21 protein-coding genes are annotated in these 22,138 nt (G+C 66.1%); 6 read left to right on the top strand and 15 right to left on the bottom strand.

Features of this window, described 5'->3' with window-relative positions:
• Window positions 1–129: 129 nt before the first annotated feature.
• Both Q0982_RS18460 and Q0982_RS18465 read right to left on the bottom strand, forming a co-directional pair.
• On the bottom strand, window positions 130–1,185 hold the full coding sequence (locus tag Q0982_RS18460) for a proline racemase family protein (protein ID WP_322097062.1): 1,056 nt from the start codon (window positions 1,183–1,185) through the stop codon (window positions 130–132).
• A complete protein-coding gene (locus Q0982_RS18465) occupies window positions 1,161–1,409 on the bottom strand; it encodes a hypothetical protein (protein WP_299397951.1) in 249 nt (82 codons plus the stop codon). Before Q0982_RS18465 ends, Q0982_RS18460 begins: the two co-directional genes overlap by 25 nt.
• Window positions 1,410–1,518: 109 nt before the next feature.
• Here Q0982_RS18465 and Q0982_RS18470 point away from each other — a divergent pair, with 109 nt between their 5' ends.
• Window positions 1,519–1,905 carry a VOC family protein gene (locus Q0982_RS18470; RefSeq protein WP_299397953.1) on the top strand — a complete coding sequence of 129 codons (387 nt, stop codon included), beginning with the start codon at window positions 1,519–1,521 and terminating at the stop codon, window positions 1,903–1,905.
• 11 nt (window positions 1,906–1,916) lie between these two features.
• Complete coding sequence (locus Q0982_RS18475) at window positions 1,917–2,312, top strand: glyoxalase superfamily protein (RefSeq protein ID WP_299397956.1); 396 nt, start codon at window positions 1,917–1,919, stop codon at window positions 2,310–2,312.
• 9 nt (window positions 2,313–2,321) lie between these two features.
• Here Q0982_RS18475 and Q0982_RS18480 read toward each other — a convergent pair whose 3' ends face one another.
• From Q0982_RS18480 to Q0982_RS18495, 4 genes are all read right to left on the bottom strand, one after another.
• On the bottom strand, window positions 2,322–3,086 hold the full coding sequence (locus tag Q0982_RS18480; RefSeq protein WP_299397958.1) for an MBL fold metallo-hydrolase: 765 nt from the start codon (window positions 3,084–3,086) through the stop codon (window positions 2,322–2,324).
• 101 nt (window positions 3,087–3,187) lie between these two features.
• Window positions 3,188–4,078: a sulfurtransferase gene (locus tag Q0982_RS18485; RefSeq protein WP_299397960.1), complete on the bottom strand. Its 891-nt coding sequence runs from the start codon at window positions 4,076–4,078 to the stop codon at window positions 3,188–3,190.
• 132 nt (window positions 4,079–4,210) lie between these two features.
• Complete coding sequence (locus Q0982_RS18490; protein ID WP_299397962.1) at window positions 4,211–5,038, bottom strand: class I SAM-dependent methyltransferase; 828 nt, start codon at window positions 5,036–5,038, stop codon at window positions 4,211–4,213.
• Between the two features lie 122 nt (window positions 5,039–5,160).
• On the bottom strand, window positions 5,161–5,820 hold the full coding sequence (locus tag Q0982_RS18495) for a peroxiredoxin (RefSeq protein ID WP_299397965.1): 660 nt from the start codon (window positions 5,818–5,820) through the stop codon (window positions 5,161–5,163).
• Between the two features lie 350 nt (window positions 5,821–6,170).
• Here Q0982_RS18495 and Q0982_RS18500 point away from each other — a divergent pair, with 350 nt between their 5' ends.
• Complete coding sequence (locus tag Q0982_RS18500; RefSeq protein WP_299397967.1) at window positions 6,171–9,749, top strand: AAA family ATPase; 3,579 nt, start codon at window positions 6,171–6,173, stop codon at window positions 9,747–9,749.
• Between the two features lie 75 nt (window positions 9,750–9,824).
• A complete protein-coding gene (locus Q0982_RS18505) occupies window positions 9,825–11,084 on the top strand; it encodes a winged helix-turn-helix domain-containing protein (RefSeq protein WP_299397970.1) in 1,260 nt (419 codons plus the stop codon).
• 134 nt (window positions 11,085–11,218) lie between these two features.
• Here the strand turns inward: Q0982_RS18505 and Q0982_RS18510 are convergent, their stop codons facing one another.
• The 8 genes from Q0982_RS18510 to Q0982_RS18545 form a co-directional block, all read right to left on the bottom strand.
• Window positions 11,219–11,587, bottom strand: coding sequence for a hypothetical protein (locus Q0982_RS18510; RefSeq protein WP_299397973.1), 369 nt, complete (start codon window positions 11,585–11,587; stop codon window positions 11,219–11,221).
• A 90-nt stretch (window positions 11,588–11,677) separates the two neighbouring features.
• Window positions 11,678–11,857: a PLD nuclease N-terminal domain-containing protein gene (locus Q0982_RS18515; RefSeq protein ID WP_299397975.1), complete on the bottom strand. Its 180-nt coding sequence runs from the start codon at window positions 11,855–11,857 to the stop codon at window positions 11,678–11,680.
• Window positions 11,858–11,939: 82 nt separating this feature from the next.
• Entirely contained in the window at window positions 11,940–12,632 is a 693-nt protein-coding gene (locus tag Q0982_RS18520; protein ID WP_299397977.1) for a class I SAM-dependent methyltransferase, read from the bottom strand.
• A gap of 8 nt (window positions 12,633–12,640) precedes the next feature.
• Window positions 12,641–13,627 (bottom strand): MDR family oxidoreductase, encoded by a 987-nt coding sequence (locus tag Q0982_RS18525; RefSeq protein ID WP_322097063.1) that lies wholly within the window; start codon window positions 13,625–13,627, stop codon window positions 12,641–12,643.
• 29 nt (window positions 13,628–13,656) lie between these two features.
• Window positions 13,657–14,052 carry a PPC domain-containing DNA-binding protein gene (locus Q0982_RS18530; RefSeq protein ID WP_299397982.1) on the bottom strand — a complete coding sequence of 132 codons (396 nt, stop codon included), beginning with the start codon at window positions 14,050–14,052 and terminating at the stop codon, window positions 13,657–13,659.
• Window positions 14,049–14,582, bottom strand: coding sequence for a DUF296 domain-containing protein (locus tag Q0982_RS18535; protein WP_299397983.1), 534 nt, complete (start codon window positions 14,580–14,582; stop codon window positions 14,049–14,051). Before Q0982_RS18535 ends, Q0982_RS18530 begins: the two co-directional genes overlap by 4 nt.
• 10 nt (window positions 14,583–14,592) lie before the next feature.
• The gene (locus Q0982_RS18540) at window positions 14,593–16,185 is read right to left on the bottom strand and encodes an acyl-CoA synthetase (protein WP_322097064.1); all 1,593 of its coding nucleotides are present in this window, start codon (window positions 16,183–16,185) and stop codon (window positions 14,593–14,595) included.
• A 31-nt stretch (window positions 16,186–16,216) separates the two neighbouring features.
• A complete protein-coding gene (locus Q0982_RS18545) occupies window positions 16,217–17,383 on the bottom strand; it encodes an acetyl-CoA acetyltransferase (protein WP_299397985.1) in 1,167 nt (388 codons plus the stop codon).
• Between the two features lie 229 nt (window positions 17,384–17,612).
• Here Q0982_RS18545 and Q0982_RS18550 point away from each other — a divergent pair, with 229 nt between their 5' ends.
• Complete coding sequence (locus Q0982_RS18550) at window positions 17,613–18,644, top strand: lipid A deacylase LpxR family protein (protein WP_299397988.1); 1,032 nt, start codon at window positions 17,613–17,615, stop codon at window positions 18,642–18,644.
• Window positions 18,645–18,666: 22 nt separating this feature from the next.
• Here Q0982_RS18550 and Q0982_RS18555 read toward each other — a convergent pair whose 3' ends face one another.
• Window positions 18,667–19,896, bottom strand: a complete 1,230-nt coding sequence (locus Q0982_RS18555; RefSeq protein WP_299397989.1) for a cytochrome P450 — start codon at window positions 19,894–19,896, stop codon at window positions 18,667–18,669.
• 418 nt (window positions 19,897–20,314) lie between these two features.
• Here Q0982_RS18555 and Q0982_RS18560 point away from each other — a divergent pair, with 418 nt between their 5' ends.
• Window positions 20,315–21,871, top strand: coding sequence for an alpha/beta hydrolase (locus Q0982_RS18560; RefSeq protein WP_299397992.1), 1,557 nt, complete (start codon window positions 20,315–20,317; stop codon window positions 21,869–21,871).
• The last annotated feature ends 267 nt before the right edge of the window (window positions 21,872–22,138 follow it).

Consider the following 22,138-nt stretch of genomic DNA (forward strand, 5'->3'; position numbering starts at 1 on the left):
GCGCCGAACATCGATGCAGCCATCGAACTCCCCCTTCGGCGCGTCCGATTTTTGCCTGACACTCCCTGTTTCAAACTCCCCCGGCGTTCTGCGCCGGGGGTTTTCTTTTGTGCGGCCAACGAACGAACTTCACCGCAGCAGAAATCCTTCTCCCAGCGGATCGTCGGGCTCCAGGGTAAAGCGGGCTTCGCCGGTGTAGTGGGCCTTGCCGGAAACCTCGACGACGACGGCGCGGTGACGGCCGGCGGCGGTCTCCTCCACCACGACCCCGGTGAAGACGGCACCGGTGACGCTTTCGAAGCGGCGCGCCTGGCCAAGGGCGATCTCGCCGCGAGCCCACTGCAAGGCGACACGCGCGGTGACGCCGGAACCGGTGGGGCTGCGGTCCACCTGGCGGCCGGCGAAGACGCAGAGGTTGCGCGTCGGCGCTTCTTCGAAGCGGTCGGCGCCGTCGGTGAAGATCGTGCCGTAGAGAAAGCCCAGGTCCGGATCGTCCGGATGCTGCAGGGCGATCTGTTCGGCGGCAGCGGCGGTGATCGCCTCTCCTGCGTCGGTCAGCGCCCTGACCGAGGCCGGCGAGAGATCGAGCCCGATGGAGGCCGCCGGCAAAACCGCATAGAAGGCCCCGCCGTAAGCGATGTCGAGTTCCAGCGGCCCCCAGTCCCGCGTCTCCACCATCGCCTGGCGCGCGAAAGCGAAGGCCGGCACGGAGCGGAAGCGGACCGCGCCTGCCCGGCCGTCCCGAACCTCGACCACCGTGCGCACCAGGCCACAGGGGCACTGGATGGCGACCGGCGTTTCCGGCTCGCGCGCCACGACCCGACCGTTGTCGACTGCCCAGCGGCCCAGCGCGATCACCGCATGGCCGCACATGGTGGAGTAGCCTTCGTTGTGCAGAAAGAGCACGGCCAGGTCCGCCTCCGGATGGTCGGGCTCCACCAGAACGGCGCCGTACATCTCCGCGTGGCCGCGCGGCTCGAACATCAACAGGCGGCGCAGGGCATCGTGACGCTCCCGCGCCTCGCGGCGCTTGTCCAGCAGCGTGGCGCCGGCGAGCGCGGGATAGCCCGATGTGACGATCCGCACCGGCTCGCCGCCAGTGTGCATCTCGACGGTGTGGATCTCCATGGTGTCGATATCGATGGAGGAAGCTGCGCCGGTCACTGGAACAGACTGAGCGGCCATGCCTTCCTCTGTTCCACCTTCACCGGTTGGTCATAAAAATCCACACGCCGGTTCTCTTCGCCCGGAAGCGGTGCGGCATGGCAGTCGACCTCAGCCAACGTGCGGTAACAGGGCCGCTCCGCGTAAGTCAGGCGCGGCAAGGGATCGGCCGCGCAGGCCGCGAGCACCAGCGGCAGCGCGAAGCCGAGGAGACAGCCGGTCCCACCCAGAAATCGCCGTTGCATCCCTTTATCTCCCTTGTTACCTCCATCCGGACGCCCAGTTTCTTCCGCAGGGCTCTTCGAGCATAGCCCTGTCCCCTCCCCCTCACAAAGCCGCAAAGGACGGGCAGCCATGGTCGATCGCCTGTTAACCAACATCATGGTGCAGAATCTGAAGGCTAGCAGAGACTTCTACGTCGGCCTTCTGGACCTGAAGGTCCATTTCGACAGCGACTGGTACGTGATCTTGACCGACCCGGCGGCAGAACGCTTCGAATTGGGGCTGATCGAAGAGAGCAACGACCTGATCCCCCCCGCTCTGCGGGGCCGCCCCTCGGGCCTCTATCTGACCTTTGTGGTGGCGGACGCCGATGCCGCCTTTGAGCGCGCCCGCGCGCAGGGCTGCCGCATCGTCCAGGAGCCTCAGGACACCTTCTACGGCCAGCGGCGCTTCATCACGGTCGACCCGGACGGCCTGATGGTCGACATCTCTGCGCCGACCGCGCCGCCGCCGCAATAAGGTTCAAACCCATGGCCGACGAGACCAAAGCCGCGCTGACGCGTTCGACGCCCGTGCTCAAGACCGGCGACTATCCGCGCGCGCGGGCGTTCTATGTCGAGACCCTGGGCTTTCGCATTCTCGAGGAAGGCGGCGACCCGGCCCGCTTCGGCATTTTCGAGCGGGACCGCGCGGTGGTCTTCGTCGATGCCTGGCACGGCCCCCCGCCGACCAGTCCCGGGGGTTGGGATGCCTACCTGCACTGCGCGGACGTCGATGTCCTCTGCCGCGAATTCGAAGCGGCCGGCGCCAGGATCACCCGCCCGCTGGAAAACGCGGTCTACGGCATGCGCGAGTTCGAGGTGACCGACCCCGACGGCAACGTCCTCTGCTTCGGCACCGACATGGACACGCTCCCCAAGTCCTAGCAGCCCTCCTCAGAAGCCGGTGAAGGGCGCCAGAGCAGCGATCGCGTTGGTGCCTGTCTTGCCGTTCCGGCCTTTGTCTGCACCGGAAGTTTCCGGCAGCCCGAGCCGCAGGTTGGCCGGAAGCGCGACATCCATCATCTTGGGCGGTGCCAGGTTGAGCTTGCCCATGAGGTTCACATAGTCGTCCCGCGTGGGCGCCTGCAGGCGCGGATTCAGGGCTTTCTCTTCACCGAGGCTGCTGACCCAGCGGCCCTTGTAGTCGTGGCCGGGATAGACCAGCGTTTCGTCCGGCATGGTCAGGATTCGCCCGAAGAGCGCGTCGTACTGAGCACCGGCATCGCCACCCTGAAAGTCGGTGCGCCCGGTGCCGCCGATCAGCAGGGTGTCGCCGGTGAAGACCCGGTCGGTCATGACCACACAGAGAGAGTCGGGCGTGTGGCCCGGCGTGTGGATCGCCCGCAGGACAAGCTCGTCGGCCCGCAGCAGGTCGCCGTCACGCAACCGGATGTCGACCATCTCGCAGCGGGTCTCCGCGCTCATCGCCGTCAGGCAGCCTGTCGTCCGTTTCAGCGCGCCAAGCCCGGTCACGTGGTCGGCGTGAAGATGCGTGTCGACCGCCTGTACAAGCTGCAGGTCCAGGCTGATCAGCAGCCGCAGGTAACGCGGCACCAGATCGTTGACGGGGTCGATCAGGATCGCCTCGCCGCCGCGCCGGCTGGCGACCAGGTAGGTGAAGCTGCAGGACCGCGGATCGAAAAGCTGGCGGAAGATCATGAATCGCTCCTGTACGCTCGACGCTGGAAACCAGGCGACCTCCCCAGAGCAGGACTTGGGGACACCGTGACATCGGGAGAAGCCGCCTGGCCTCCGAGCGGTCAGCCGCCCAACTCGGCAGCAGACTTCGGCAGATCGTCGGCCTTGCCCCACTCCGCCCAGGAGCGGTCGTAGCTGCGCACCCGCGGATAGCCCAGCACCCGCAGCGTCAGGTAGGTATGCGCAGCAGCCTTACCCACCTGACAGTGCACCGCGACGTTCCTGTCCGGCGTCACGCCGTGGCTGGCGAAGTGCTTCAGCAGCTCCGCAGCGGGCTTCAAGGTGCCGTCCTCGGCCAGATTCTGTTTCCAGGGGATCGACTGCGCCCAGGGAATGTGGCCGTCGTTGTAGAGCTTGGACGGGCGCACATCGATCACCACCACCGAGTCGTCACCCTGGCGGTCCAGAAGCCAGTCCGCGGTGGCGTGGCGGCGCGGCGTCCGCGTATAGGCAAAGGAAGTCTCCTTCACCTTCGGTGCCCGGGTGCTGACCTTGCGGTCTTCTGCAACCCATTTCGGAAAGCCGCCGTTCAGAACGCTCGCCTGGCGATGGCCGAAGTACTCCACCATCCAGAACAGCCGCGCCGCGTGGAAGCCGCCCTTGTCGTCATAGAAAACGACGGGCGTGTCCTTGTCGATGCCGCGCTCGCCGAGCATCCGCACCAGGGTTGCGTGCGGCAGCAGATCGCCATCGACGTGGGCATCGGGGTCGACAACATCGTCGGCCCCAAGGTGTACCGCGCCCGGAATATGGCCCTTGTCGTAAGCCTCCTTCGGGCGGACGTCGACGATGTTCACCGGCCCGGTTTCGATCATCACATGAAGGGTTTCGGTATCTGTCAGAAGCTGCTTATTGGCATAGCCGTCATCAGCAGCGTGGCTGGCGCAGGCCGTGAGCCCGATCAGGGCAAGCGGCGCCAGAAAGCGGCTGATCCCTTGACTGAGTCCTATCATCTTTCGTTCCTTCTCTTCGCTTTGGCTTGGCGGCCCCACGCCGCCGGTTGGTTTTCTGATTGGCCGTCCTGGCCGCTGCCTGACGTACGCCCCCGCTTCCGCCCCTGATTCCAAGGTCTTGGCCTGTGCCCGTCATGCCTGAGGCTTGCGGGCCCTGGCGTAGAGAACGCTGGTGTCGAAGGAGGCGACGGCGCTGTCGCGCACCCACTTCACATTTGCCTGGTAAAGGGCCCGAGCCTCGTCCGGCGCCATCTGGTCGACGGTCCAGCACAGTCCGGAGCCCAGCACCACGGTCCACCAGTCTTCTGGACTGGCGAGGTGCTGGCGGTCCTGGTGTTCTTCGACCTCGATGTTGGAAAGACCGGCGGCCTGGAGCATCTGCAGTAGGCTGCCCCGGCTGTCGATACGCTCCCAGGGATTGAAGGCGCGGTGCAGGTCCGGACGCAGGGTTTCCACTTCGTCCCAGAAAGACTCCACACAGGGTTTCAGGAAACTGGAGCCCCAGGAGGTGATGGCAAGCTGACCGCCGGGCCGCACCATGCGCCAGAGCTCCGCTGTCAGCCGCTCCATATCCGGAACGAAGAAGACCGCGAACACGCAGACCACGGCATCGAAGTGCATATCCGGAAAGCCGAGGTCGGACATATCGCCACGGCGGAAATCGATGTTGGTCAGTCCGCGGCTCGCCGCCCGGGCGCGGCCCTGACCCAGCATGTTTTCGGCCAGGTCGACGGCAACGACGGTGCCGCGCGGGCCCACGCGCTCGGCTGCCGGAATGGCGGAAGCGCCGGTCCCGCAACCGGCGTCCAGCACCGTGGCACCGGGCAGAAGGTCGAGCCGTTCGACGGTTCCCTGCCCGTGCCGTGACCAGAAGGCGTTTGAACCCGCGTCGAAGAGGTCTGCGGCTGAGTTATAGGTCGCCTCGGCCTTCGCCTTGGCCGCTTCCAAGTCGTTCTGCATAGCAGCGCTTTCTTCGTTTGCGGCTCCGGGCCGGGACGGGAGAAGCCCGGCCCGGAACCAGCGCGGCGAGATGGGTGTTCTGCGTCTTCGCGCCCGATACTTCTGCTTGATCCCGGGCAACCTCAGTCGGGCTGGGCAACGATCCGCAGGTAAGGACGGGGCGCGCGCCAGCCGTCGGGAAACTTCTTGCGCGCTTCCTCATCGGCCAGGGCCGGAACGATGATCACATCCTCGCCCTGCTTCCAGTTCACCGGCGTCGCCACAGAGTGGTTGGCGGTAAGCTGCAGGGAGTCGATCACCCGGAGGATCTCGTCGAAGTTCCGCCCGGTGCTCATGGGATAGACCACCATCAGCTTGATCTTCTTGTCCGGGCCGACGACGTAGACCGTGCGAACGGTCGCATTGTCCATCGCGGTACGGCCGTTCGACGTATCGCCGGCAGTGGCCGGCAGCATGCCGTACAGCTTGGCGACCTTCAGTTCGGAGTCGCCGATGATGGGGAAGTTCGGGGCGTGGCCTTGCGTCTCCTCGATGTCCGAAGCCCAGCGCGCGTGGTCCTCGATGGGGTCGACGCTGAGGCCGACGACCTTGACGTTGCGCTTCTCGAACTCGGGCTTCATCTTGGCCATGTAGCCCAGCTCGGTGGTGCAGACCGGCGTGAAGTCCTTGGGGTGGGAAAACAGGACCGCCCAGCCGTCGCCGATCCAGTCGTGAAAGCTGATGGCTCCCTCGGTCGTCTGGGCCGTAAAGTCCGGGGCAGTATCGTTCAATTGCAGCGCCATGGTTCTACCTCTTCCTTGCTTCGTTCAGGTCATCGAAATGTCTTTGTGAGGCTCGACCAAGAGTTGCCGTCGCCAGCAGCGACCGTGGGACCGGCGCCTCCTATGGCTGCGGAGGTAGCGTCTCGGCTGGGGCAAAGACCTGAAGAAAAGAAAAGAAATATGTGAAAGATGCAGCTGGACGCCCCGCCTAGCCGGCCTGGACCGCAATGCCTAAGGCCCGCAGCCGCGAGGGTTCACGAACTTGTGATCCCCGGGCCGGGATCCGCTTTCAGGGGAAATGCAACTGAAACAAAGCCTCACCATGATCCCTGCCCCATTGAGGGACTTGGGAGAGTTCAGTGGGAGTATGTGTGGGAGACAGACCGAGTCTGCCTAAGGTAAGGGCTAAGGTAAGGGCCAAGCTAAGGGCGTCGGCGGCAGCGTTTCAGATCGGTGACTGGAGCATCGACCCGGCCTCACGGCGGATAACGCAGGGCGAGAAGACGCAGCGGATTTCACCGAAATCCGCCCTGGTCCTGACGGCTCTGGCGGAAGCCGAAGGCGAAGTGGTGTCGCGCGGAGACCTGCTCGACAGGGTCTGGCCCGAGGTGACGGTCGGCGAAGAGGTGCTCACCCAGGCCATCGCCGAGCTTCGCCGTGCCTTTCGCGACAGCGCCCGGGCGCCGCGTTACATCGAGACCGTGCCCAAGGCGGGCTATCGTCTGCTCGCGGAGGTGCGGACGCCTGCGCTCAGCGAAGGCGCACCCGAGGACGCCGACCCCGCTGCCGCAGCGACCCCATCAGAAGAAGGCCATAGCGAAGGAAACCCGGCCGAACAGCCGGCGATCTTCGTTCTCGGCCGCGAGCACAAACAGGTCACGGTGCTGGACTGTGCTCTTAACGATGCCGCCGCCCTCGCAGCCGAGGTCGATGCCGAAACCATCGCCGAAACGATCGACTTCCTTCATCAGATCGCACAGGAAGTGGTGACCCGGTACGACGGTACGATCGCCCAATGGCAGGGCGACGGCCTGGTGGCGCTTTTCGGCGCGCCGCAGGCGCTCGAGGATCATCCGCGCTGCGCTATCGGCGCAGCCCGGGAGCTCATGCGGCGCTTCGTGGGGGAGTGCCTGCGCCTCGGTGACGATCGCAAGGTGCCGCAGCTCAGTGTCGGCATTCACACAGGGCCTGCAGTGGTCGGCTTCCGCGGACCGGGCTCGCGCGAAATCTTCACGGCAATCGGCGTAACCACAGAGACCGCCAAACACCATCGTCTTGCGGCACCGGCCGGCGTGCTTCTGGCCAGCGCAGATACCTGCAGGATCGTCGGCTCGGAACTGATCACCTCGGTCTTCGAACCGAAGAGCGCGCCCGTCGGCGGGAACAAGGCGAAGGTATATCAGGTGCATGCCTTCACCAACCGGCGCTCCGGCGTGCCCCGCCGCGGACAGCCCTTTCTCAGCCGCTTCGTCGGGCGCGACCGGGAACTGGACATGCTGCTCGACCGCATCGACTCGCTGCGCACCGCCGGCGGGCAGGTCATCACGGTGACCGGCGACCCGGGAATCGGCAAATCCCGCCTGACCGCCGAGTTGGAAGCACGCCTCACCGACAGCGGGACACGGTTCCTGCGCGCCCACTGTCTGCCGCACGGCCGCAGCAGCCCCTACCTGCCGCTCGCCCGCCTGCTGCAAGAGCTGTGCAGCCTGGACCACGCCCCCGAGGAAGCCGATCCTGCTGAGGCGCTGGCGGACCGGCTTTGGAAGGCCGGTCTCGACAACGACGAAACCGCAGCGCTCTTCCAGCAGCTTCTCGGCCTGCCGTTCGACAGCGCCGTTCTGGAGCCACTGTCCGCGGACCAGAAGAAGCAACGCATCTTCGACGGTCTGCATCGCCTTGTCGCAGACGCGGCGAAACGGGCGCCGCTCGTCATCCTGATCGAAGACCTGCACTGGATCGACGCGACCTCTGAGGCCTGGCTGGCCCAACAGGCGATGCGTCTGACCGGCATCGCCGCGCTGCTCCTGGTCACACACCGGCCCGGCTACCGCGCACCCTGGCAGAGCCAATCCTCTGCGACGCAGATTGCTTTGCCGGCCCTGGGCGCCGGCGACAGCGGCGCCCTGATTCGTTCGGTGCCACGCAGGTCCGCGCTCACGCAGGATGCCATGGATCACGTTGTCCGGCGGGCGCAAGGCAACCCCTTCTTCCTCGAGGAACTGGCCTTCACCTACCCCGGCGATGGGCGCCACGTCGTTGCCATCCCGGACACCGTCCAGGCGGTGATCGCGGCGCGCGTCGACCGTTTGCCGGCCCGCGAGAAGCGGCTGTTGCAGATTGCAGCAGTTGTCGGGGCACGCATCCCGCTCGGCCTGCTGGAAAGGATCGATGGGCTGGATACGGCGGCGCGGCGCGACAGCCTGATGCATCTGCAGCAGACCGAGCTGCTCTATGAACGGCACGGCGCCCCGGATCACGTTTTCGCTTTCAAACACGCGCTGACACAAGACGTCGCCTATCTCGGCCTTGTCGCCAAAGCCCGGCGCACGATCCATCAGGATATCGCCGATGTGCTGGCGCGGGACTTCGCGAAGCTTGTCGATCAGCGCCCGGAGATCCTGGCCCGGCATCTGACGGAGGCCGGCCGCAAGCGCGAGGCCATCGCCCATTGGCGGGCCGCCGGCCGCCAGGCTGCAGCGCGGGCCACGGGCATCGAGGCGGTGGCGCACTACGAAACGGCCCTCAGCCTGATCGATAGCGAACCCGCCGAAGACGCCCTTGCCGAGATCAAGCTGGCCGTGCTGGTCGACCTCGGCGTCATTCTCCAGGCTCTCAAGGGCGCCGGCGCCGCCGAGGCCGGCGAGGTCTATCGCCAGGCCTGCGCGCTCAGCCGGCGCATTGCCCGATCGCGCAACGGCTTCGTGGCGCTCTGGGGCCTGTGGCGCTACACCGTCATGAACGCGCGCTTCGAAGCATCGGAAGCCCTTGCCGAGGACCTGCTGGCCCTCTCCAAGCAGGAGCCGGATGCGGAGCTGGATCTGCAGGCCCACCATGCGATCTGGACGACAGCGCGCTTCACAGGATCGCTGACCCGGGCGATCGAGCATGCCGAAGCCGGCCTGGCCCTGGACGATCCGCGCTTTCGCACCGCCCCCCACTACCCCTTCGGCGGCCACGACCCCATCTGCTGCGCGCGGGGGACGCGGGCCATTGCCCTGGGTCTGCAGGGAAAACCAGAGTCGGCAAACCACGAGATGGAGGCCGCCATCGCCCTGGCGGAAAACATCGGCCACCGCCCGACCATCGCCGGCGTCTTCCTCAATGCCACCGATCTTTATCTGGCGGGGCGGGACCGCGCGGCCCTCGGCCCGGCGGCCACCCGGCTGCGGCAATTGGGCGAAGACCTCGGCTTTGCCATGCACGCCAACATCGGCAGCTTTGCCCTCGCATGGTGCCGCTTCAAGGAACACCGGGATCCCCAGGCGCTGAACGACATGCGCCAGGTGCTCGACCGCGCGAAGCGCGCCGGAGGCACCGCCCGCGAACCCTATCATTACGCGCTCTTCGCGGACTGTCTGGCCGAGGCCGGGCAGTTCAACGAGGCGCGCTGCGTCATCAACGAAGTCTTCGAGGAAATCAGCGAGAAGCGCCAGAATCACTGGGCCAAGAGCGAGGCCCATCGGATGCTGGGGGAGATCCAGTTGCGCGCGCGCGGCGACCAGCACCGTGTTGCCGAGCACCACTTCAAACAGGCGCGCCGCGTTGCCGGCGAACAAGGCGCCCTGGCGCTGGAACTGCGCGCGACCTGCAGTCTTGCGCGCCTCTGGCAACGCCAGGGCCGGTCGGATGAAGCGACCACGCTGCTGCAGGCGGTTTGTAACCGCTTCACGGAAGGATTTGAGAGCACTGATCTGGTCTTCGCCCGCAACGTGATGGCTCAGAAGCCATAAGGGTTCAGTCGGAAACAGGGTCGATGCCGACCGCGCGGATCCGGATCAGCAGGCGACCGCAAAAGGGAGGGAGACTTGGGACCGTTTTGTCTGGGAGGTTGGGCTGTCAACCCCGCAACGCGGCAAATCAGCCAGGGCGAACGCTCGCGGCGGCTGTCGCCGAAAGCCCTTCATGTGCTGACGGTTCTGGTGGAGGCGCAGGGCAGCGTCCTTACCCGGGAAACGCTGCTGGATCGGGTCTGGCCGGAGGTGACCGTCGGCGAGGAGGTTCTGACCCAGGCGATTGCGGAACTGCGCCGTGCGTTCGGCGACGACGCGCGCAAACCGCAGTTCTTCGACACGGTGCACAAAGCAGGCTACCGCATACTGCAACCGGCACAGCCTCGTAGCGGAGCAGAGGCCCGTCAAGGCGTATCACCGACTGCCCCGGATTCGCGCGCAGAAGGTCGACCCATCGAACTGGATGCCTATGCCCGATTCCTGGAAGCAAGCCAGGCCTTCACCCACGGCGGTGCCCGCAACACCCAGGCCGCAATAGCCATGTTCGCCGAGGTGGTCGACTCTCATCCGGACTATGCGCCTGCCTATGCCGGCCTGGCCAGGGCCGAGGCCTTTGCCGACATGTACTACAGCGCCGGCGGCGATCATCTCTTCCGCGCCTACGACGCCTGCGAGCGCGGCCTGAACATCGACCCTCAGAGCCCAGAGCTGCACTCGGCGTTGGGGATCGTCTACTCCGCCTCCGGCGACGTAGAGCGCAGCTATGGCAGTTTCCAAACGGCCCTGCGGGGCCGCCCGGACTGCAGCCTCACGCACTACCTTCTGGGACGGGCCTGCTTTGCGGCAGGCGACTTCTCGCCGGCCGCTGCCATGCTGGAACAGGCGGCGCGACTGGATCCGGAAGACTTCCATTCGCTCCTGCTTGCGGGCAAGGCGCGGCGGCGGATTGGCGATCCGGCGCGTGCCCGAGCAAATCTCGCCCGCGCCAAGGTGCGAATCGAGCACTACCTGCTCGCCTATCCCGGCGACTTCCGGGCGCTCTGCGATCAGGTTTCCTGTCTGCTGGAGTTTGGCGAGAGGGACGAAGCCCTAGAGCAGGCGGACGCGCTGTTCGAACACAGCGATCCGATGTCTTACTATCTTGTCTGCTTCCTTGCGCGCGCCGGGGAGGTTACGCCAGCCTTGGCGCTGCTCGAGCGGGCTGTCGAGGAAGGCTGGTCCCATCTGCCGGTGCTCCAGCGCGATCCGGACATAGACCCACTGCGCGGCGAGGCCCTTTATCGCCGCATCGAACAGACCTTGGAAGCCAGATCAGCGAGCGGGGCTGCGCGCTAGAGCAGATCCGGATCTGATGGAATCGCGAGAGCGATTCATCACATCCGGTGAATCTGCTCTGAGTCTTGAGTGTAGAACGGATTCACATGTTTAGGCGCAAACACAAAGGCGTTTGCGCCTAAACATGATCCGCTCTAGAGCAGCTTCCACTCGCCCGCAGCCGTCTTGCAGCGGTCGAAGATGTAGCGGAATGTATTATCGACGTCGTTGACCTTGATGTCGTGCTGCAGGCGCCGGCAGGTCAGGCCCTGATGTTCAAAGATCTGGACCAGTTGAACAGCGCCGGTATTTCCGCTGGCCGCGTTCGACCATGTTTCCACCGTGCCCACCTCGGCCGTCTCTCCTTCGTAAAGGCGGGCGGCAGCGGTCTGCAGCAGTTGGATGTCTTCCGGCGTCAACTCAAAGCCGGACCGCTTGAAGGGATTGAGCTGGGCCTGGGCCGGCAGTGCCAGACCGGCAACAGTAACAGCGGCCACGAAAGCAACGGCGATTTTCCTAACCACGCAATTCCCCCTCGGTTGATAGCCCAGATCAGCGGCGGACGATGGAAATGCCTCACAGATCTACAACATAGCGTGGCATCAGCCGCCGGTCTATCCGCGCGGTCCCGCAAACAGCCAGATGATCAGGCCGATGAGCGGCAGAACCAGGATCAGGACGATCCAGAACACCTTGGCGCCCGTCGAGGCGCCGCTTTGTACGGTCTTGACGATCGCCCAGACATTGGCGATCAGCAGCAGCAGGCCGAAAAACCCGCCAACTTCGATTCCCATCTCCACACCTTTCGCAGTTCGCCTTGGTGCGGCCCTTATGGCATGCCCCGGGCCGCGCGGAAAGGCGGAGGAGCAGCCCGCCTCAGCCTCGTGCGCTGAAGAGGGCGACCCGGCCGTGCATGCTCAGTTCCACGTCCGTGAAGTGGTCAGACAAAGCTTGGCGCAGGCTCTCCGCATCGTCCTCCGCGTTGCCGAAGATGCCCTTAGCGTTGTAGAGCGCCATCACCCGGCGCCCCAGCGCATTGTGGGTCACGCCGCACCCCAGGACGGTCGCCCCGAAGAAGCGGCCTCCCGGCGCCAAGTGGGCCTTCAGATACCCGAAAGCCGCGGCCTTGCGGGCCATCGGTCCCGGCAGGCAGTGGAGCAGGTACATCATCGCGATAGATTGAAAGGGCGGCGCCTCGATGGGGATCGGCTGCAGCACATTGGCACGGTAGATCTCAGGGCTGAGGCGGGCCACTCGCCGCGCCGCCGTATCCAGGCAAGTCTGATTGAGATCCAGCAGGGCAAGCCGCGGCTGCGCGACCGGAAAACGGCAACGGTCCAGAAAGAAGCCGGTCGCAACCCCGACATCCAGATGGCTGGCGCTGACGTTGCCGTCGTAGAGTTTCAACAGTTCCCCTGTCGGGCAGCCCCAGAGAAAGCGGTTGGAAAACCCCAGCACCATGAGGTCGTAGATCCGCAGGCTGACTCTGGTGTAGGCCGCCTGGCCCGGCAGAGCCTCTACGACGGAGGTGACCGGCAGATCGATGTCAGGCTGCGGAGATGCGGTCATCTGTCTCTCTACGCATGGGTGTCCACCACCACGCGGCCGCGCACCTGACCCTTCAGGATCTCGCCGCCAAGCGTGAGCAGGTCCGACAGCTTTGCCTCGTTGATCATGCCGTCCAGCTTGTCCATCGGCAGGTCGCGCACCAGCCGCGCCCAGGCCGTCTTGCGCCGCGGCAGCGGGCACATGACCGAATCGATGCCCAGCAGGTTGACGCCGCGCAGCAGGAACGGCAGCACCGTCGTCTCCAGCGTGTTGCCGCCGGCCAGGCCGACGGCAGCGACCGAGCCGCCATAGGCGATCTGCGGCAGGACGCAGGCCAGGGTCTTGCCGCCGACGGAATCGATGCAGGCCTGCCAGCGCTCCCGGTCCAAAGGCCGCCCCGAGGGCTCGGCGATCTCCGAGCGCTCGATCAGGGTCGTCGCCCCCAGTCCGGTCAGGTAATCATGGGTCTCCGGCCGTCCCGTGGAGGCCGCCACCTGATAGCCCAGCTTGTGGAGGATCGCGACGGCAACGGAGCCGACGCCGCCGGCCGCCCCGGTCACCAGAACCTCGCCCTTGGCCGGGTCCAGGCCATGGTCCTCCAGCGCCATCACCGCCAGCATGGCGGTAAAGCCCGCGGTGCCGATCGCCATGGCGCGCTTGGCCGTCAGTCCCTCCGGCAGGGGGACCAGCCAGTCCCCCTTTACCCTGGCCTTCTCGGCATGGCCGCCCCAGTGCATCTCGCCAACCCGCCAGCCGGTCAGGACAACCGGGTCGCCGGCCTTGTAGTCCGGATGGCTGCTGTCGGCCACCGTGCCGGCGAAATCGATGCCCGGCACATGAGGATAGGTGCGCACCAGGCGTCCGATGCCGTTCAGAACCATGCCGTCCTTGTAGTTCAAGGTGGAGTAGTCCACGGCCACCGTTACGTCCCCTTCCGGCAGGCGGTCGTCGTCCAGCTCGGTCAGCCTGGCGGCCACCTTGCCGTCGCTTTCCTCCAAGAGTATCGCCTTGAACACGCCCGGCTCCTTTCCTTTGCTTTTCTTTGTCACCCATCGCCTTGGGGCAGCCATTCCTGAAGCACCAGCTCCAGGGTGATGCAGATGGGGTTTTCCCCGCGGCGGAACCGCCCCCCGTAGACCCGGGCATCGCTGTCGGACAGCGTCCCGCGCAGGTCGCTGGTCAGCGCCCCACCGGCGCCCGTGCGCAGCTCCCCGCCGAGGGTGAGGATCTCGATCCCGGGCCCTGTCACCGTGACGACCTTGCCGCCGGCATCCAGACGGGCGTCCACAAGGCTTCCGACGGCCGAGCGCACCAGCGCATGGCGTAGGCCGTGCTCGCGGCAGGCCGTCTCGATCCCCGTCACCAGGTCCTCGTTGGGGCGCAGGCGGATAACGGCCAGGCGGCCGAGAGTACCGTTCTCGATCTCCGCCGTGCCACTCACTCCCCGCCTCCTGAGGCTGCCAAACGAACCGGCTGGAACAGCGGATAGTTGGTTTCGCTGTCATAGGCCGCCGCAAAAGCCGCACCCCTGAGCGGTGCGGCGATCGCCGTCGCACCGCCGGGGCCGAGGCGGCAGTCGCCGGGCGGCAGGTGGCCGCCGTGCAGCCGTCCGGCGGCATCGACCACCACCGCGTGACAGTGCAGCAGGGTCGCGCGCCCCGGCCCCGGCCCGAGGATACCGTTGGCACCCAGCAGGGTGACCGGACCCTCCAGCCAGGTCGGTGCCCCATAGGTGGCCGCACGCTGACCGGAGGCGTCCGCCTGCCCGGTCAGGTAAGCCATCCGGGCAATGTCGGCGGCGAGCACCTGGACCGCGGCGTGGCGCACGCCTCGGGCCTCCAAGGCCTGCGTCACGCCAAGCAGCAGATCCTGGCCGCCGGCCAGCGTGATTCGCAGGTCGCCGCCCACGTCGGCCCATTCCAGAATGCGGCGCGGCTGTAGCGGCGTTCCGGGTTGAACCAGGGTTCTCACGGCCTCACCCTCATTGCGCCGCATCCCGGGTCAGATCGCCACGGGCATAGAGCTGATCGCGGATCAGGTGTTTGGGCACCTTGCCGTAGCCGGACTTCGGCAACTCGTCCCAAAAGAAGACGCGGCGCGGCTGCTTGTATCGCGCCAGCTTGTCCTTCAGGAAAGCCAGCAGCGTCGCTTCGTCGGTCCTCTGCTCAGCGGCAGTCACGACCACCGCCACACCGCTCTCGCCCCAATCCGGGTCGGGAACGCCGAGGACGGCGACCTCCGCCACTGCGGGGTGGGTGAGCAGAGCCTCCTCGGCCTCGCGGGGATAAACGTTGGAGCCACCGGAGATGTACATGTCGGAGGCGCGCCCGGTGATGGTGAGGAAACCCCGCGCATCCAGGCGGCCGAGGTCGCCGGTGTGAAACCAGCCGTCCTTCAGCGCCTTGGCATTGGCTTCCGGATTGTCGTGATAGCCGGCGAAGACGGCGGGGCCGCGCACGCAGATCTCGCCCTGCTTTCCCTCCGCCAGGCGCTTGCCGTCCGGATCCATGATGGCGATCTCCATGCCCGTGCGCGCGTAGCCGCAGGAGCCGACCGGCATGGCCGCGTCGTCCAGGCTGTGCAGCTCGGCGGGCAGGACGGTGATATTCCCCGTCACCTCGCCCAGGCCGTAGTACTGCACGATCACCTTGCCGAGTTTCTCCAGAGCCTGCTTCTGGTCGGCGCGGTACATCGGTGCGCCGGCGTAGATCACGTAGCGCAGCGAGGAATGATCGACCTGGTCGACCGCCGCATGACGCACCATGCGGGTGAGGATGGTCGGCACGGTGAACATGTTGGTGATGCGGTGGTCCTCGACAAGCTTCCAGACCTCCGCCTCGTCGAAGCGCTCGCCCGCCAGCAGGACCGACTTTACCCCGCGCGCCACCTGGGACAGTGCATGGGCGCCGGCCCCGTGGCTGAGCGGCGCCACCACCAGGGAAGCGTCGCCGGGCCCGGTGCCGGGCATGAGGTCGGCCAAATGATTGTTCACCACGAAGGCGAGCTGGCCGTGGGTCAGCACCGCGGCCTTCGGGCGCCCCGTGGTGCCGGAGGTAAAGAAGAACCAGCAGGGGTCGTGGTAGTCGACCTCGGCCTCCTCGTCGCCCGCGGCCTCACCCGCCGTTTCACCCTCTGTCACAAGGTCTTCATAGGCCACCTCGCCCGCGCCGGCCGTCCCGATCGCAACCGTCAGAACGAGGTCCGCAGAGGCTGCCTTCACCGCGGCGGCATGCTCGGTGAAGACGTCGTCGCAGATCAGCGCGCGGGCGCCTGAGGAGGTGGCGATGTAGGCGACCTCCGGCGGCGTCAGGCGGAAGTTGGTCGGGACCCAGATGCCGCCCAGCTTGAAGGCGGCCCAAAGGCTCTCGAACATCTGATGGGAGTTCCGGGCCTGCACCAGAATGGGGTCGCCCTTGCCGAGCCCGCGCCGCCGCAGCGCTGCTACCAGTGCATTCACCCGCGCATTGGTTTCGGCCCAGGTCCAGGAGCGGTCTCCCCAGACCAGCGCCGTCCCATCCGGGTCGCGGCGGGCGGTCTGCGACAGCAGCCCGCCCAGATTCATCACGTTACCCACGGCAGCCGGCCCTCGAAGATGTGCGTCGACTTCAGCGCAGGGGCTCGAGGATCGAAACGTAGTTGGCCACCGCGGCCCCGCCCATGTTGAAGACGCCGCCCAGCTTGGCATCCTTCACCTGCATGTCCCCCGCAGTGCCCGTCAACTGCATGGAGGTCATGACATGCATGGACACCCCCGTGGCGCCGATGGGGTGGCCCTTGGACTTCAGGCCGCCGGAGGGATTGACCGGCAGCTTGCCGTCCTTCTCCGTCCAGCCCTCGGCGATGGCCCGCGCGCCCTGCCCGCGCTTGGTCAGGCCCATGGCCTCGTATTCCAGCAGCTCGGCGATGGTGAAGCAGTCGTGGGTTTCGACGAAGCTGAGATCATCCAACGTCACCGCCCCGGCCTCCAGCGCCTGGTTCCAGGCCTGCTCGCAGCCCTCGAAGAGGGTGATGTCGCGCTTGCTCATGGGCAGGAAATCGTTCACCTGCTGGGCGGCGCGGAAAACCACCGCCTTGTTCATCGCCAGCGCCGTCTCGACGTCGGTCAGCACCAGGGCCGCGGCGCCGTCGGAAACCAGCGAGCAGTCCGTGCGCTTCAGCGGTCCGGCGACCAGCGGGTTTTTCTCCGAAACCTCGCGGCAGAAGTCGTAGCCCAGGTCCTTGCGCATCTGCGCCAGGGGGTTGGCAACGCCGTTGCTGTGGTTCTTGGCCGCAATACGCGCGAGAGCGTCCGACTGGTCGCCGTGCTTCTGGAAGTACTGCTGGGCGATGAGGCCGAAGACCCCGGCAAAGCCGCCCTCGATGTCGCCATCCTCCTTCAGGTAGGAGGCCTTGAGCAGCACATCGCCGATCTCCCGGCCGGAAATGCCGGTCATCTTCTCGACCCCGACCACCAGCACGAAGCGCGCGGAACGCGCCGCGATGGACTTCAGCCCCTGGTGGATCGCCGCGGAGCCGGTGGCACAGGCATTCTCGACCCGCGTTGCCGGCTTGAAGCGGAAGCGGTCGTCGAACTGCAGCACCAACGAAGAGGGAAAGGCCTGACGGGAAAAGCCCTCGTTGAAGTGGCCGACCACAATCTCGTCCACCTCGTCCGGGCCGATCCCGGCGTCTTCCAGCGCCTGGATCGCCACCTTGCCGATCAGCGACTCGACATCCTCGCCCTCGTGCTTGGCGAAAGGCGTGTGGCTCCAGCCGACGATGCAGGCGGTCATGGCAGATCTCCCTTAGAATTGCGCGGCGCACAATAGCAGAGCCGTTTTCCTACGTACAGGCGCAGAACCCGCCGACGGCGGCGGGAATCCGTGGTTTTCTTAGGATCATTGCCGTATGCAGGGCCGTATGCAGGACAGCAGGTGGAACATTCGGCCAAGCTGCCGGTCTCACCTAGGATGCCGGCGCCAAGCGCCGGCCGCAGTCAGCTTTTGGGGGCCGGGTCCGGTGATGAAGCGTTCTCTTGCAGCCGCGGCGGGGCTGCTCTGCCTGGCCTGGCCCATCATGGCGGCAGCGGATCAGGAGCGGTCGGCTCCTCTGGACCCCGACCCGGCCTGGATCGTCACGGTACAGTTCAGCAACGATATCTTCGGCGGTTCGGACCGGCACTTCACCCACGGCAGCCGCATTGCCGCCCTTTCGCCCGACGGTCAGGTGCCGGAGGCCGTCGAGGACGCGGCCAAGGCCCTGCCGCTGTTTCCGGACGACGGGCGGCTGCGCGTCACCTACAGCCTGGGCCAGGACATCTTCACGCCGGAGCGCATCGAGGAGCGCGCCCTTCAGGAAGACGACCGCCCCTATGCCGGCTGGCTCTTCGGCGGCATCGGCCTGGTTTCGGAGAACGGCCAGCGCCTGGACAACCTGGAGCTCAACATCGGGGTCGTCGGACCCGCGTCTTTGGCCGATAAGACGCAGATCGAATACCACAAGCTGATCAACGTGCAGATTCCCGAAGGCTGGGAGAACCAGCTCGAGAACGAGCCGGGGATCGTTCTCTACTACGAACGCAAATGGCGAAACCTCTGGGAGGCCAGGGTCAGCGATCTCGTTGTTCTGGACGAACTGGCGGTCGACGTCACGCCGCACCTGGGCGGCGCGCTCGGCAACGTCTACACCTACGGTGCCGGCGGCATGACCCTGCGCCTTGGCGAGGACCTGCCAAACGACTACGGGCCGCCGCGCCTGCGCCCCGCCCTGCCCGGCTCCGACTACTTCCGCCCGGACGACGACTTCGGCTGGTACCTCTTTGCTGGCGCAGAAGGCCGACTTGTCGTGCGAAACATCTTTCTGGACGGCAACACCTTCCGTGACAGCCACAGTGTCGACAAGCGCCCGCTGGTGCTGGACGTCCAGGCGGGCCTGGCGGTCACCCTGGGCCAGCGCATCCGACTGGCCTATACGCACCTCTGGCGCAGCAAGGAGTTTCGCGGCCAGGACGCCGGCAACCAGTTCGGGACTTTGAGTCTTTCAGTGCGGTTCTGACGGCGGCCGTGCTTTCTGCTTCTCAAGACTGCGGTTGCGGAATGCGGACCTGCATCGGCGTGATCTGGCGGAGCCCGCCGAAACCCAGCATCTGCGGCGGCGTCTCGAGCCTGATGTCCGGCGCGGCATCGAGGATGGCGGCCAGACTCTCCTCCATTTCGATCCGCGCCAGCATGTCCCCGACGCAGCGGTGCGGGCCGATACCGAAGACCAGGTGCAAGCGCGGATGATCGCCGCGGCGGATGTCGAAGCGGTCCGGATCGTCGAAGAGCGCGGGGTCGCGCATGGCCGACATGGTGCTGAGGCGCAGGACCGCGCCCGGGGGCAGGTCGATGCCGTCGAACCTGATTGGAGCCGTCGTCACCCGGGGGATCGACCCGACCGAGGGGTCGTAGCGCATGCCCTCGTTCACTGCGCCGGGTATCAGCGCCGGATCGGCCCGCAGCGCGGCCCAGTCATCCGGGCGCTGGAGAAGCAGCGCGACCAGCATGGCGAAAGCCGCGCGGGTGGTGTCGCTGCCGCCGATGATCACGCCGACGATCTGAAAGACGAGGCTTTCGAAGGGAATGTTCCGTTCTGCGTGCCAGTCGGTGACGAGGGCCGTGAGCAGATCGTCTCTCGGTGCGGCCACGCGCACGCAGAGCTGCTCTTCGACATAGTCGTAGAGTTCTCCGGCGGCATTCTCGATCTCCTGGTGGTGTTCGTGCGGATAGATCGGCGAGAACGCGCGGGCGAGGCTGTAGACGCGCTCGGCGAAGTACCGCGAGTCGCAGGCCGGCAGTCCCAGGATCGCGCCGATGATGTCGGCGGGAACGCGGGCAGCCATGGCGTCGACGAAGTCGAAGCTCCGGCCCCGCGGCAGACTGTCGACTATGCCGTCCGCGACCGCACGGATCTGGCCCCGCGCCTCGCGCATGATCCGGTGGGCGAAGCTGCGCGCGAAGAGGCTGCGCTTCGCGCGGTGTGCTGCACCGTTCGAGAACAGGAACAGATCCGACAGAAAGCGGGCCAGGTTTCCGTCGGGAATCTGGTGGATCGCCACGAACTCCGGGCCCTCGATCTGGCGCGTCCTCGGATCGGTGAAGAGCGGCACCACGTGTTCGGCGCGAAGCACGAGATACTGATTGGGTTTGAGCTGTACCAGCGACGTCTCTTCACGCAGTTCGGCGAGGCGTGCGTGCGGCCGGCTGTACAGAGTGGTCGGGTCGATGCTGCGAGGTTGAGCCGCGACACTCAGGGCATGGTCGTTCATGAGCCTGCTCGAGTCTATGATTGCAGAGGTCGATGGGATCCGGCCGCCGCTTCCCCGCGGTACGGGATGGGGGTAGAGGGTCGGCGACGGCCGGTGCGGTGCGGCTGAGGCACCCAATGTACACCGAAGCGTTGTGGTGAGCGTTGCAAGGGTGGTGGTAATTGCCACAGTGCGGCGTTGTTTTTTTGTAGCTTCCGACGCCGCTTGGCCCTGACTCCGCGTATGTCGGATGTAGGGGAAAGCCGCAGGGAGACTTCGCGACGTCCGCGCAGTGGAAGTGCCTTGAAATGACTATATTGCGCTGAAGCCCGGCTTCTCTGTGGCCGGCTCTCCTTTGATTGGTCAATTTTTAGGACGAACTGTATTCATGCAAACAAAACCACCCGCTTCCTGCTCGGAAGCGAAGGCGGCCACGGGCTTGGAGATTCTGCTTCTGGGAGAACTGCGGGTAGTCCGGCAAGGGTCCGAGATCCCGCTCCCGGCGTCGCGCAAGGCCCGGGGCCTGCTGGCCTACCTCGTCGCCACGGGGCGCCCCCACCGCAGAGAGCGGCTCTGCGAGCTGTTCTGGGATATGCCCGACGACCCCAAGGCGGCCCTGCGTTGGTCGCTGTCCAAGCTGCGCAAGGTGGTCGACGGTCCCGACCGGATCCGGATCATTGCGGATCGCGAGCGCGTCACCTTGGATACCGCAGGAGCCCGCATCGACATTCGCGATGCCCACAAGCAGCTGCACCAGGATGCCGAAGCGCTCACGGTCCCCGAGCTCGAGAACTTGGCACGGCAGTTGGATGCCGTCCTGCTCGACGGTCTCGACGGCGTGGGCGACGAGGCCTTCGACTGCTGGTTGGCGGCCGAACGGGAGGATGCCCGCGCGGCGCGGGTCAGGGTTCTCCGCCTGCTGGCCACGCACCCCAACATGACATCCGTCTCCGCGCCGAAGTGGATGCGCCTATGGCGGGTTGCCGATCCCGAGGGCGTGGCTGCCTTTGAGCAGTCCGCGATCGGGCATGGACAAGGCGCGGAGCTTTGCCCGTCACTGGGCAAGGCTTCCGCTCCACGCGCGGTGTCGAAACCGGCCCTCATGACCGATGCGGGTCTCTCCACGCGCTCCGGCGGCGCACGGGCGCTGCGCGTGCAACGCATTGGCTTCTGCGAGGTGCCGGACGGGACCAAGATTGCTTACGCGACTGTCGGTTCCGGGCGCCCGCTGCTGAAAGCCGCCAACTGGCTGACCCATCTCGAGTTTGATTGGACGAGCCCGATCTGGGGCGAGTGCTTCGCAGAAATCGCGCGCACGCGGACCCTGATCCGCTATGACGAGCGCGGCTGCGGGCTGTCGGACTGGGAGGTGAAGGACCTGAACTTCCGCGCTTTCGTCGAGGACCTTGAAACGGTGGCCGACACGCTGACGCTGGAGCGCGTCCCGCTGCTCGGCATATCCCAGGGGGCCGCCGTGTGCATCGAATACGCCGTGCGGCATCCCGAGCGGGTCTCGGGGCTGATCCTGATCGGGGGCTACGCCGCTGGGTGGCGCCACATCGCGAGCCCGGAGGAACAGGCTCGGCGCGAAGCCGTTCGCACACTCACAGAACTTGGATGGGGAACGGACAACCCGGCCTATCGGCATATCTTCTCACAAACCTTCATGCCCGATGCCGGGCCTGACGAACTCGCCTGGTTCGACGAGTTCCAGCGCGTGACCACCTCGCCGCGCAACGCCGCCCGCTTCCAGGACGCGTTCGGTGAGATCGATGTGCGCGACCGGCTCGGCCTCGTCAGTGTACCGACGATCGTGCTCCATTCGAAAGACGACCAGCGCATTCCCCTCGAACAAGGGCGGGCCCTGGCTTCAGGAATACCCGGCGCCCGTTTCGTGCCGCTGGAGAGCCGCAACCATGTTCTCGTGGACTATGAGCCGGCCTGGCGGACCTGCATGGACGCCGTGCAGAGCTTCATGGCGGAGAACAATCTCTAAACGCTATCCATGAGCGCATTTGCGGCTGGGGACAGCAATGGCTTGCGCGCGCCGCTCCGGCAGTCCGCGAGCTTACGCAGCGATCGTCGGAAGCGGTCCTCTGCGAAGCACGACCAGGGGCGCAGCACGGCCAGGCGCACCGCTTCTGTCTTAAAAAAACCACGGCGTTCAAACGCCAATACAACCCTCCGCACAACGCTGAAACCAACGCTCGCATAACTATATCGCGGCCTGAAGGGCGCCCAGCAAGCCGAAGCGGGGCCATCC

Source organism: Pelagibius sp., assembly GCF_028281305.1.
Classification (GTDB): domain Bacteria; phylum Pseudomonadota; class Alphaproteobacteria; order Kiloniellales; family Kiloniellaceae; genus Pelagibius.